Source organism: Actinomadura sp. 7K507 (assembly GCF_004348425.1).
GTDB lineage: Bacteria > Actinomycetota > Actinomycetes > Streptosporangiales > Streptosporangiaceae > Spirillospora.
Window position 1 is genome coordinate 1 of record NZ_SMKK01000262.1, and the last position, 12,244, is coordinate 12,244.

The following is a 12,244-nucleotide window of genomic DNA, read 5'->3' on the forward strand; positions in this document are numbered from 1 at the left end:
CACTGATTTCCTGGCATGCTACGGTCCCCTTCACTTTTCAGATCCAGGTAAGCCATTCGACCCAGAGATCTCCCTTCGAATCTCTCCCGGCTGCACCGGGGATACATCAGAGCGCCTCGTGGCGCACAGTGCCCACACGGCCTTTCCGCCACCGCCGAGTGGCTGGGCGCCCCACTCCTTGACCAGCGCGCCCATCATCGCCAGCCCGCGCCCGCCCTCGCTCAGCGGATCCGCCGGCTCCGCGACCGGGAGGACGTCGCAGGAGTCGAAGACCTCCACGACCGTGCCCCTGTCCGCCTGGACGACCCGCACGGTCGCCGTTGCGCTCCCCGTGTGCCGCAGGACGTTCGTGACCAGCTCCGACACCACGACCTTCGCGACATAGGCGTCCTGCCCCCACTTCTCCAGGACGTCCTCCACCCAGTCCCGGACCACCTTGATCGACTCACCCTGAACCGGGACGACGATCTGCGCGGGCCCTTCCATGAAACGATCACCTCCGAATTCTCGTGACTCCCCGCACAGAATCCACTCCAAGGCGTAATGTGACCACGAAAGAATGACAACACACGCATGCCGGTGCCAAAGGGTGCGAGCCGGTTTCAGGAGGTGTGCGCATTGGCTGCACGCAAGCCGACCCGTCAGACGATCGCCTTCGGCGAGGAAGTGGCCCGGCTTCGCCATGAGGCCGGCCTATCGCGGCTCGAACTGGCTGAACGCGCCGCCGTGAGCCGCAGCTACATCGCTCAGGTGGAGAACGGAACCACCCGCTGCAGGAGAGACTTCGCCATACGCCTGGACGAGGCCCTCAGCACCGGAACCACGCTCACAGACCTATGGGACGACATCCTCAAGTCCTCCGCCCACCCGAAGTTCTTCACCGACTACTCGGTGGCCGAGTCGTCCGCAGAGCTGCTGCGAATGTACGCAGAGACGTTCGTAATCGGACTACTGCAAACGGAGGACTACGCTCGGGTCCTGCTGCCCACACAGGTGGCGCTCGAAGGGCGTCTCAAACGACAGCAGATCCTGGAGCGCGAAGCACCACCGAGAATCGTGGTGGTCCTGGCAGAAGTGGTTCTGACACGACAGGTCGGCACTCCGGAAGTCATGTATCGCCAGTGCGAGCGTCTGCTTGAGGTGTCCGAGTGGGATCATGTGACGCTTCAGATCGCTCCGACGGCGTACTACCGAGGCGTCTCGGGCACCTTCAGCATCGCCACCCAGCCGACCGGCGAGGAACTGCTCTATCAGGAGATGTCGACAGGGGGCGTTACATCCCAGGAAACGGGCGATATCTTGCACTGCGTCAGCGCGTTCGCAGAGATGCAGGCGCGATGTCTAAGCGTCAGCGACTCCCGCGACTTCATACGGAAGGCGATGAAACAGTGGACGATGTGACTTGGCGCAAGTCCCGGCGTAGCAACGACCAGGGCGGCGAGTGTGTGGAGCTTGCTGCCCTGGCCGAGGGTGTGGGCGTCCGGGACTCCAAGGATCCCGGCGGGCCGAAACTCCACATCGACCCGGCCGCCTTCCGTGCCCTCCTGGCCAACCTCAAGCAGCAGTAGCCTTCCGAATCCCCGCAGAGCTCCGGCCCCGCCTGGCCGGAGCTCTGCAACTGCCGGAGAGACCACGTCCGGAATACCCTCGCAGGGGGCTCCGTCCAAAGTCCGTGTCTTCACAAACGGAAGGTGAGCGTTGATGGTGTCGGCGCTCGTCGTTCTCGTGGGCGTGGCGACACCAGGGCGGGCCTGCGCGTACAGTTGCGCGGCCATGACCGGCCAAGAGGCGTATGCCGGGGCCGATGCGGTGTTCACCGGACGACTCGTTCAGCGTGACGTGCGGTCTCGGGAGTGTGGGCCGTGGAAGACGGTAGGGCGTGGAAGACGATAGGGCGACGCCGACGATGGTCTACGGTGTCGTGGCCCGGCCGAGTTCCGCACGGAAGAGCCGTAGCACGTTGCCGCCGACGATCTTTTCGGTCTCGTCCTCGCTGAAGCGCTTCAGAAGGCCCTGGGTGACCATCGGCAGCCCGCGGGGCCCGGCGAGGTCGGGGACGCTCACAGTCAGGTCGAAGCCGAAGACGTCCTCGCAGCACTTCGGCGTGAGGTCCTCGTGCACTTCCTTCATGAAGTCGGGGCCGAGGCCGACGTGGTCGACGCCGGCCACGTTCGCCACATGCTCGATGTGATCGACGAGCCGGTCCATCGTGTAGTCGACCGGGTCGTCGGCGAGGAACCCTGCGAAGAAGTTCACGCAGACCACACCGCCGGTGCCGGCGACGCCGCGCAGCTGCTCGTCGGTCAGGTTGCGGTGGTGGTCGCGCAGCGCGCGGGCCGAGGAGTGCGTCGCCATCACCGGCCTGGTCGCCAGGTCCAGAACGTGCGCCACGCCCGAGGCGCCCAGATGCGACACGTCGAAGATCATGCCCAGGCGCTCCATCTCCCGGACCGCCGCCACGCCCGCCTCGGTCAGCCTGCTCCCGGTGGCGTCCTCGCCGCTGCCGTCGGCCAGGGCCGTCCGTCCCCAGTGCGCGATCGATGCCACCCGCACCCCGAGCCTGTGCATGGTCGGGATCAGCTCCACGCTCGCGTCCAGGCCGGGGGCGCTCTCCAGGGCGAGCACCAGCGCGATCAGACCCGCGTCCAGCGCCGCGCCGATCTCCGCCCCGTCCCGGCAGAGCCGGACCGCCCCGGGATGCGCCTCGGCGATCACGTGCGCGCATTCGATCATGCGCAGGGTCTGCCGCAGCGCGCCTTCGGGACGGTACTGGTCGTCGATGAAGACTGGCAGCACCTGCAAGTTCACGCCGCCGTCGCGGAGTTGGGGCAGCCACTGCTCGCCGAAGAACGCGGCCCAGCGCTCCGGCGGCCGTGCGGCGACGGCCATGAGCAGGTCGTTGTGGGTGTCGGCCACGACGGCACGCGAGTGCAGGTCCATGTAGCCCTTCCGAGACATCAGAGAAGCCGGGCGCGGTAAGAGAAGCCGGGCGCGGTAAATGCTACGTGCCGGGGCGATGGCCTCGAAAGCAACGGATCTGGATCGACGACCCTGGTCATGTGGCGGCGGACCCATCGTCCGGCCAGGCGCGCTCATCCGGCCAGGCGCGCTCATCCGGCCAGGCGCGCTCATCCGGCCAGGCGCGCTCAGCAGCCTCACGGCCACACACACCACCGGCCGACTGCCCTAGCGGACGGTCAGCTCGGGTGTTTGCTGCGTACCTGCTGGGCGAAGCTCCCTTGCCGCAGCCGTCGGTGCGGCAGGGAGCTGGTGCGCCTGCAGATGGATCGACGGTTCCTGCTCACGACCGCGGGTTTTGGACAGCCGCCGCTGATACCGGCTGCGCCTGCGCAGCGACGGCGTCCCGCGGCTCTTGTCAGGGGCCTGCGGTTTGGCGGCTTCCTCGGGTCAGGGCACCGGTTCCTGGGGAGCGATGCCGATGTGGTGGCCGCCGTGCGTGGGGACGGGACGCGGACGCGCACCACGCGGCGGGTGTTTCCCAGGAGTCAGGGACGCCGAATGGGGACGCGGGTGGTGGTGGCCGGTGAGGGAAGCGGGTGCCTCCGGGAGGCGGGAGTCGGTAGATGTATCGGCCGTTGCTGTCCCGGCTGATGTAGATCTGGGTGGGCCTGGCGGCCTTGAACCGATTGTGGAAAGCACAGGTCAGGGTGAGGTTGTCGATGTCGGTGGGAGTGTTGCCGAGGACCCAGCCGTTGACGTGATCGACCTCGCAGATTGGGCCGGGGACCTCGCAGCCTTGGACTGCGCAGGTCGGGTTGAGCGCCTCCAGGACCCGGCGTTGGGCGGGGCTGGCGAAGCGGACGGTGCGGCCAAGGTAGAGGGGGACGTGGCCGCGTCCCAGGATGAGTGGGGAGACTCCGGCGTTCAGGGCGATGCGGCGGGCCTGGGCTGCGGGGATGGGCGTGCCGTCGGTCAGGCGGGCGGGAGCGGCGCCGCCCGTGAGCGTGTCCAGGTCGCAGATGATGGTGACCTTGGTGGCTTTGTGTCCGCCCGATAGGACGCTGGTGAGGGCGGCTGCCGTCCGTTCGGGCAGGTCGCGGTGGTCGTCGGTGCCTGCGGGTTTGGCCAGGGGCGCGAGGGTGCCGTCCCAGATGGCGGCGTCTTCTGCGTTCAGCCAGCCCCTGATGTAGCGGCCGCCGTCCAGGGAGCGGGTGGAGTCGATCCAGGACCGCTCGTAGCCGCGCTTGGCGTCGTCGGGTGCTTGGTCGGTGCCATCGCGTTCGGCGATCAGGTCGGTGATGCGGTTGCCGAATGCGGCGACTTTGCCGGCGGAGAAGCCTTGTTCGGTCAGGTCGAGGAGGATCTTCTCTGCGGCGGTGCAGTCGTCGTCGTTCAGACGGGTGACGGCGGAGGCGATGGTGGCTGCGTAGCCGTAGGACAGTTCTCCCTGGGCGAGCCGTCTGGTGACGTCGGGGAGGCGGTCGCGCTCGCGGGCCAGGTTGATGCGTTCCTTGGCGCGGGCCTCACGCATGCCGAGGCGCGAGCGCAGCCAACTGCGGGCGGACGGGTATCCCCAGCGGCGCACCTCCCCGGAGGCGTCCACCCGGCCGACCAATCCCGCCAGGGCGCTTTCGCGCAGGTCGGTGGCCCGGGCCAGCGTTTCGGCGGCCCGCATGCACACTGCCGCAGAGTCGGGCGCATCGCGTTGGGCGAGCTCGGCCGCGATCGCCGCCGCCGCGTCCACCAGCTCATTGGTGGACATCGACGCCACTTCGATCGCCCCAGTCGAACACATGACTCAATGTTATCGAAAGATCACGTTCGGTAGATACGATTTTTAGTGAGAATACTAAGTCCCTCCAGATAGTCCGAGCCAGCACGAAGCACTCGCCCGTGGACGGGAAACTCCGGGCCCCAGACGAAATCACCAAAACGAGAAAGGCGGCCCAAGTTCGCCGTACAGATGCATAGGGGACGAGTTGCTGACCGTCGCTGATCGTGTAGGTGCCGGAGGAGAGCGGCCGCACCGATCAGGCGACCGGCGCACACGCGAGGCCCAGGAGCAGAAGCCCAGGAGCAGAGGCCCAGGAGCGGAGCCCCGGACCGAAGGAGCCTGACAGCGGCTCCGGGAACACGGGCAGGGGGCGAGCCGCCAGGCGAACCGCTGGGGCGGGGCTTTGAAATGGCTGCGAGGATGGTCTGACTCGCCGAGCCCGGAGGGCGACCGTGGTGGATTCGCTGATCGTCGATCGTGTGCTCGGTGACCGTCCCTTCGCCGAGATCGGGTTTCCGTCGGTGGCGGCCGTCAGCGAGCCGCGGAGCGTCGTCGTCGCCGGTGGCGCGGTCGGCCCGCCCGGGTGGCAGCCCGGCACCCTCACCAGCGGGCGGGGCGCCCACCGCATCGGGGTCTATGGCCTGGACGGCCTGCGCTGCCGGTACCTGCTGCCGTCGCGGTGGCCGGTCAACACGATCGCGTTCCATCCGGTGCTGCCGCTGGCGGCCGTCGGCACCGGGAGCTACGACGGCGGCTTCTTCTACGAAGGCGAACTGCTCCTGCTCGACCTGCTCTCGGGCGAGACCGTCTCCGCCTTCGCCTCGCGGCGTGAGGTCCGGTCCGCGCGGTGGCGGAACGAACGCCGCCTCGACCTCGTCCTGGCCGCGGCCGACGATGAGAGCGGGAAGGGCGACACCTGGGGTTTCGCTGCGTCCATCGCCCGTGACGACTGGACGGCCATGCCCGCGAAGGCGATCAGCGCGGCCGAACTGGCCGGAGACCGCGTGCCGTCAGTGCCCGGAGGCGCTCCGGAGGCAGCACTGCGCACTCTGGAAGCGCTGAGCGCCGCGCGCCGGAACGCGACCTTCACGCCGCGCCGCCAGGTCCGGGCGGTGGAGCCGCTGCGCGACGGCCGGGTTCTGGCCGCGCTGGACGGGGTGCGGCTGGAGTCGTGGCTGCCGTCCGGTCTGCGGGAGTGGGTGGCGCCGGTGCCCGGTGGTGGTGGCAGGCGGATCGTGGTCGCGCCGGACCAGCGTGCGGCCTGGGCGGAGATCCAGTGGGCGCCCGGCTGGGACGGGCCCCGGGTGCGGTACCGGCCGAACGGCGCCGAACTCCTGTCGCTCCAGGACGGCGAGGTCCTGCGTCCCGCCGGTTCGCAGACCCCTGTCGCGGTGACCGGGAGGCAGGACGGCTGGGTGATGCTGCTGGACACCCGGCACGCCCCCGCCGAGCCCGCCACCACCCTGGTGTCCCCCGATCAGCAGGAGTCGGCGCCCCTGGACCTGGGCCGGTACGAGTTCCCCAACACCACCTTCGTCGTCCGCCGGAGCCCGGAGCTGCTGTTCCTCCAGCCCACACCGCACGGCGTGCGGATCTCGGCCCTGGAGCCTTCCGGGGCGGTCCAGCCGCTGTTCCCCTTGGACTGGGACGCCGGACGCGGTACGCGGCTCTTCGGTGGGCCCGGCGTCCGGTTGCCGGGCGCGCTGGTCCATGCCGTCGCTGTCGTCCCCTCCGGTCCGCACCGGCGGGTCGAGGCGTTCGTGGTGCGGCGGCGGTGGGCGGGCGGCGAGCCCGAATGGGTCTTCGGATGCGAGGCCGTCGTCACGGCGATGGACGCCGCCGGGGACACCGTCCTGGTGGCGCTGGACTCGGGCGAGGTCGTCGCCTTGGGCGCCGCGGACGGCAGGCTGCGCTGGAGGCGGTCGCTCACCGTCCACGGCATGCCCACCTCCGGGACGTCGCTCGCGGTGCCGGAAGGCGGCCGTGTCCTCATCGGCACCGCGGACGGGCGCGTCCTCGACGCACTGTACTGAACCAAGTCTCGATGGCTGGGTTCGCGCCAGCAGGGCCAGCAGGGCCAGCTGGTCCGGCGGGCGGCAGGGGTGTCGCTTGTGTCCATGACCTCTTGCCCGCCGCGCCTAGGATCGGTGGCATGGCGCTGCGACTTGTTCAGGTGAACTACAAGGCTCGGGACGACTCGGCGCTCGGCCGGTTCTGGGCCGAGGTGCTCGGCTGGGATATCTCCAGCGAGGGGCCCGGTGTGACCAACGTCCAACCCGTGGGCTTCGACTGGCCGGACCCCACCGCCATCTGCATCGACGTCGTCGCCACCCCGGACCCCGAAACGGTGGAGTACGGCATCCACCTCGATCTCGCCACCACCTCCGCGAGCCATCAGGCGGAACTGGTCGCGCGCCTGAAGGATCTCGGCGCCACGCCCGCGGATGTGGGCCAGGGCGATGTCCCGTGGACGGTCCTGGCCGATCCGGAGGGCAACGTGTTCTGCGTGCTGGAGCCCCGGGAGATCTACCGGGACACCGGGCCGATCGCCGCGGTGATCGTCGACTGCGCGGACCCGCGGGCCATGGTCCGGTTCTGGGACGAGGCGATCGACTGGACCCTGCACGAGGTGACCGACGATCACGCGGTGCTGCGTTCGGCCGAGAACGTCGGGCCGTATCTGGAGTTCCTCCGCACCGAGGGTGTGAGGACATGGTGGAACCGCGTGCATCTCGACTTGTTCCCTTACCCCGTCGAGGACAAGGAGGCCGAGGTGGCGCGGCTGCGGACTCTCGGCGCCACCGACGTCGACCTCGGCCAGGGGGACGTGCCGTGGACGGTCCTGGCCGACCAGGAGGGCAACGAGTTCTGCGTCCTCGGCCGGGGCTGACGCCGGACCTGCCGGACCTGCCGGACCTGCCGGACCTGCCGGGCCACCCGTGACGGCGGGCCAGGCGGCTTGCCGAGCAACCGGCCGGTGGAGCGGGGCCGCATCCGGCTCGCGCCGCAGGCGAGGTCGCGGACGGCTGAGGTGCCGGAGGGGGCGCTGGTAAGATCTCGGCCGATGGGTGGGCGGTCCGAGTGACGCACCCAGGTCCCCGCTCCCGGCGTGACGCGGTCGATTCGCCGCCGGGATCTCGTTCCCTCACAGGTCCACAGTTAGGTTTCCGTTTTGCTCTCCCCGCCGGCCGGCCGCCTCCCGAAGGGCGGGGCGTTGCTTGCCGTGGTCAGGGCGAACTGGCTGTTCTCGGTGGTGGTGCTCGCGGCCGTCGTGCTGCGGGTCATCGTGATGCTGGGGTTCCGGGGGGCGTTCTGGTTCAACGACAGCTATGACTACCTGGCGATAGCGAACGACCCGTTCCCGCATCCGCTGCGCCCCTCCGGCTACGGGGTGTTCCTGTCGGCGCTGAAGCCGTTCCACAGCCTGGCGCTGGTGATGCTGCTGCATCATGCGGCGATCGTCGGGATGGCGATCGTCGGGTACCGGATGCTCGTCCGCGACTTCGACGTGCGGCGGACATGGGCGGCGCTGGCCGTCACACCGCTGCTGCTGGACTCCTACCAGATCACGCTGGAGCATCTGCTCCTGTCGGACACCCTGTTCACCGTCCTGGTGTTCGGGGCGATGCTGATGCTGGCGAAGCCCGGCGCGACCGGGTGGCGGCGGGCGGCGCTGGTGGGGGCGCTGCTGGGCCTCGCGGTCGTCACGCGGACGGTCGGGGCGCCGCTGTTCCTGCTGGTGGTCCTGTATCTGCTGGTCCGGCGGACGAGATGGCCCGCGCATGTGGCGCTCGCGGCGGCGTTCTTCCTGCCGGTCGGCGGATATGTGGTCTGGTTCCAGCAGGAGCACGGCCGGTTCGGGATGACCGGGACGGACGGCGTCTTCCTGTGGGGCCGCACGGCGGCGTTCGCGGACTGCGAGAAGTTCACCCCGCCCCCGGACCTGGCGCGGCTCTGCCCGCGGGGCGAGAAGGGCGAACGGCTCGCCTCGTCCCACCAGATCTGGCATGAGGACTCGCCGCTCGGATGGACCAACGGTGAGGCGTTCGACGAGAGGACCAACGAGGACGCGCAGCGGTTCGCCCTGTGGGCGCTCCGGAACCAGCCCGGCGAGTACGTGAAGGTCGTGGCGTACGACTTCTTCGTCCGGACGTTCTCGTGGAACCGGAGCCAGTATCCGACGATCGGCACGGAGGCCAGGTACCACTTCCCGACGAAGCCCACGGAAAGGAATCCCGATCTGCCCGTGCTCGGCGCCGGAGACCGGCAGTCGGTCGTGTACGAGTATTCGCGCGACGCGGGACGCCTTCACATCGTCGAGCCCTACGCCGGCTGGATGCGCGGCTACCAGGAGCGGGTGCGCGTACCGGGAACGGTGCTCGGGGTCGTGCTGGTCGTGGGCGCGGCGGGGATCGTGTGGCGGCGTGCGCGCGCGCGGACCGCGCTGTTCTGGACGTCCGCGGTGACGCTGCTGGCCATTCCGCCGATCACGGTGGACTTCGACTACCGCTACGTGCTGCCCGCGATGCCGTTCGCGTGTTTCGCGGCGGCGATGGCGTGGGGACGCCGCGTCCCGGCCGGCCCGTCACGGGGAAAGCCGGTCAAGAAGCGGGAGGAGAGGGAACAGAAGGTCGAGCCGGCCGGAACCTGACGTACGCGCTCACATCAGAACGCGCCCAGGCGAACGGCGGCGACCTTCTTCAAGACGGCCCGTGTCCTCTTGTGGCCCCGGTGTTTCCAGACCGGTGTTTCCAGCCCGGTGTTTCCAGCCCGGTGTTTTCCAGCCCCGGTGTTTTCCAGCAAAGCATCCCCGATCGCATGATCTTGATAGATTCTCGTCGAAGGGGGCGTCGTGAACGAACTGGTGCGCTGGCAGACCGAGCACGGGACCGTCGTCGTGGAGACCGACGACCGGGAACCGGGATTCCAGTCGGTGTCCCGCGCGGGCGAGATGATCCACGACGCGGCGGGCAGGTTCGAGGACGCGTTCCAGAACGTCCGGGACGCGGCGGAGTCGGCGCTCGCGTCGCTGCGCGGAGGAGACCTCGATCCCGACGCCGTCGAGCTGGAGTTCGGCGTCAAGCTCAACGCGGCCGCAGGCGCCGTCATCGCCAAGACCTCCGTCGAGGGGCACCTCAAAGTCAAGCTGACCTGGGGCCGGCCGCTCGGCGGGCCGCCGGAGGAGCCGGAGGGGGCGTAGCCGCACCGTGGACGACTGGCAGTGGCGCGCCTGGGTCGGACACCCGGCCGGCGGCAAGGTCGGCGCCGCGTTCCTCGTGACCGAGACCCGGCTGCTGACCTGCGCGCACACCGTCCATGGGCTGGACGAGGCGCGCGTCGGATTCCCCGGGCTGCTGGAGGACCTGCCCGCCACGGTCGTCGCGCGCGGTGACTGGCGGCGGGCGGGTGACACCGGCGATGTCGCGGTGCTCGAACTGCATGCGCCCGTCCCCTATGAGGCTGCTCGGCTGGCCGATCCGGAAGGTCTGCGGGAGCGCGCTCTCGGAGGCCGGACGTTCAGCGTGTGCGGCTTTCCCCGGCGTCCCGACCAGAACGAGCGGCACGCGACCGTGACGACGTCGCCGCACCGGGGGATGCGGCGCGAGTGGTGGGAGCTGAAGACCGCGCCCGGCGAATGGCTGGAGGAGGGCTACAGCGGGTCGGCCGTGTACGACGCGACAACGGGCGAGGTCATCGGCATGGTGACGAATGCCGAACTCCGGTACGACGAGCGCGCGGACCTCGGCTGGATGCTCCCCGTCTCCCACATCCGGATGTACTGGGAAGAGCTGGACGACCTGCTGCCGCTGCGGTGGCTGACGGCGGAGGCGCGGCGGGAGCTGCGGGAGACCCTCGACGGTGTCCGTTTCACCGATCCGCTCGGCGCCGACCTCGAACGCGTCGCCGGGCGCCCGGCGCTCGGCGGGTTCGGCTCCGCCTGGGGTTCGGTCCGGTACGTCGCGGAGGGCTGGCCGGAGGAGCGGCTCGTCCGGTACCTCGCGGCGCTCGGGCGGCACCTGCCCGAGCAGCGGCGGCAGCGGCTCGCGGCCTGGTTCGCGCGGCACCTGCCGGGAGCCGCCCCGGCCGCGCCGCACGCCGGGCCCGCGTCGGTGATCGTGCGGTTGGAGCGGGTGACGTTCGACAACGCCTTCGACGTCACCGTGCACACGTGGATCGACGGGGCGGAGGGGCCGTCCTGCAAGACCGAGCGCGTCGGTGAGCGGCGGGTCCGGGCGGCGGTCGAGGCGGGCGTGGCGGGGCTCGTGCCCGCGCTGTTCGGACGCGACTGGATGATCGAGTTCGCGGTGCCGGAGAGCTGGCTGGGCAAGCCGTTCGAGCAGTGGTACCTCGACCCCCGCAACAAGATCCAGATGCGCAAGTATCCGGTGGTCGTGCGGGACGTGGAGCGGCTGCGGCCCGACTCGATCCGGCGCGACCAGGCCCACCACCGCTGGCGGCTGCTGAACGAGCGCGGGCGCAGCGACCCGCGCCCGATCGCGTGCGACGCGCCGCGCAAGGGCAGCGACTTCCAGGACTGGCTGGAGGCCAACGTCGACTTCTGCGTGCTCGTGTACGGGTCCCGTCCGGTGAAGAGCTGGCTGACGGCCGCGCTCAACAACGGCATCCCCGTCATGCTCTGGACACGGACGCCCTGCGACGCCCCCTCGCACGGCGACTGCCGCGGGCACCGCGTCCTCGACGAGCTGACCACCGCCGTGGGCGACAGGCACCCCGGCGACCTTCCCCGGGTGGCGCTCGCCCTCCGCAAGGAGGCGCTGCTCGCCCCCAAGGACAAGCCGCACTGCGGACGTGACCTGACGCTGCTGTGGGACGATCCGTCCCGGCTGCCCGACCCGCCGCTCGCCATGGAGGTATAGGTGCCCGACTGGCTGCTCTACACCGGGAACCGCCGCACGCACGACGGCATCGACCGGCTGCCTCCACCGCCGCCCTGGCGGGCGTTCGACGGTGGGCCCGTGCTGCCGTCCCCGGAGGGCGGCTCAGGCAACACGCACCACGCGACGACCTACCGGCCGTCCGACGACGCCGTGCAGCAGGTCAACGCCGCCCTGTACCTGCGTCGTCCGCTGCTGGTGACGGGCCCGCCCGGCACTGGAAAATCGACGCTGGCCTATGCGGTGGCCCATGAGCTGGGTCTCGGGCCCGTGCTGCACTGGCCCATCACCAGCCGGACCACCCTGCGCGACGGTCTCTACCAGTACGACCCGCTGACCCGCCTTTACGCGGCCGGACGGGAGGACGCGCCCAGCGACGAGGACATCGGCCGATACATCCGGCTCGGCCCGCTGGGAACCGCGCTGCTTCCCTATCGGCGCCCCCGCGTCCTGCTGGTGGACGAGATCGACAAGAGCGACATCGACCTCCCCAACGACCTCCTCACCATCTTCGAGAAAGGCGAGTACGAGGTCCCGGAACTGAGCCGCCGCGCCGCCCCGTCCGCCGAGGTCATGACCGCCGACGGACCGTCCTCCAGCCCCCACCCACCAC

The 12,244-nt window shown here is 70.0% G+C and carries 11 protein-coding genes; 8 read left to right on the forward strand and 3 right to left on the reverse strand.

Annotated features, from left to right (window positions below):
* Positions 1-30 precede the first annotated feature (30 nt).
* Positions 31-486, reverse strand: a complete 456-nt coding sequence (locus tag E1285_RS38035; protein ID WP_165966926.1) for an ATP-binding protein — start codon at positions 484-486, stop codon at positions 31-33.
* Positions 487-618: 132 nt separating this feature from the next.
* Here E1285_RS38035 and E1285_RS38040 point away from each other — a divergent pair, with 132 nt between their 5' ends.
* On the forward strand, positions 619-1,401 hold the full coding sequence (locus E1285_RS38040) for a helix-turn-helix transcriptional regulator (protein ID WP_165966927.1): 783 nt from the start codon (positions 619-621) through the stop codon (positions 1,399-1,401).
* Positions 1,389-1,568 carry a DUF397 domain-containing protein gene (locus E1285_RS38045; RefSeq protein ID WP_243723336.1) on the forward strand — a complete coding sequence of 60 codons (180 nt, stop codon included), beginning with the start codon at positions 1,389-1,391 and terminating at the stop codon, positions 1,566-1,568. Before E1285_RS38040 ends, E1285_RS38045 begins: the two co-directional genes overlap by 13 nt.
* 343 nt (positions 1,569-1,911) lie before the next feature.
* Here the strand turns inward: E1285_RS38045 and E1285_RS38050 are convergent, their stop codons facing one another.
* A complete protein-coding gene (locus tag E1285_RS38050) occupies positions 1,912-2,958 on the reverse strand; it encodes a membrane dipeptidase (protein WP_132159453.1) in 1,047 nt (348 codons plus the stop codon).
* A gap of 418 nt (positions 2,959-3,376) precedes the next feature.
* Positions 3,377-4,756 carry an HNH endonuclease signature motif containing protein gene (locus E1285_RS38055; protein WP_132159454.1) on the reverse strand — a complete coding sequence of 460 codons (1,380 nt, stop codon included), beginning with the start codon at positions 4,754-4,756 and terminating at the stop codon, positions 3,377-3,379.
* A 431-nt stretch (positions 4,757-5,187) separates the two neighbouring features.
* On the opposite strand from E1285_RS38055, the gene E1285_RS38060 reads away from it, so the two are divergent.
* From E1285_RS38060 to E1285_RS38085, 6 genes are all read left to right on the forward strand, one after another.
* Positions 5,188-6,768, forward strand: a complete 1,581-nt coding sequence (locus E1285_RS38060; protein WP_132159455.1) for a hypothetical protein — start codon at positions 5,188-5,190, stop codon at positions 6,766-6,768.
* A 119-nt stretch (positions 6,769-6,887) separates the two neighbouring features.
* Positions 6,888-7,625 (forward strand): VOC family protein, encoded by a 738-nt coding sequence (locus E1285_RS38065; protein ID WP_132159456.1) that lies wholly within the window; start codon positions 6,888-6,890, stop codon positions 7,623-7,625.
* A 282-nt stretch (positions 7,626-7,907) separates the two neighbouring features.
* A complete protein-coding gene (locus E1285_RS38070; RefSeq protein ID WP_132159457.1) occupies positions 7,908-9,386 on the forward strand; it encodes a hypothetical protein in 1,479 nt (492 codons plus the stop codon).
* 201 nt (positions 9,387-9,587) lie between these two features.
* On the forward strand, positions 9,588-9,935 hold the full coding sequence (locus tag E1285_RS38075) for a CU044_2847 family protein (RefSeq protein WP_132159458.1): 348 nt from the start codon (positions 9,588-9,590) through the stop codon (positions 9,933-9,935).
* Between the two features lie 7 nt (positions 9,936-9,942).
* A complete protein-coding gene (locus E1285_RS38080; RefSeq protein ID WP_132159459.1) occupies positions 9,943-11,613 on the forward strand; it encodes a trypsin-like peptidase domain-containing protein in 1,671 nt (556 codons plus the stop codon).
* On the forward strand, positions 11,614-12,244 hold a 631-nt coding region (locus E1285_RS38085), incomplete at its 3' end, for a MoxR family ATPase (RefSeq protein ID WP_132159460.1). It abuts the gene before it with no gap.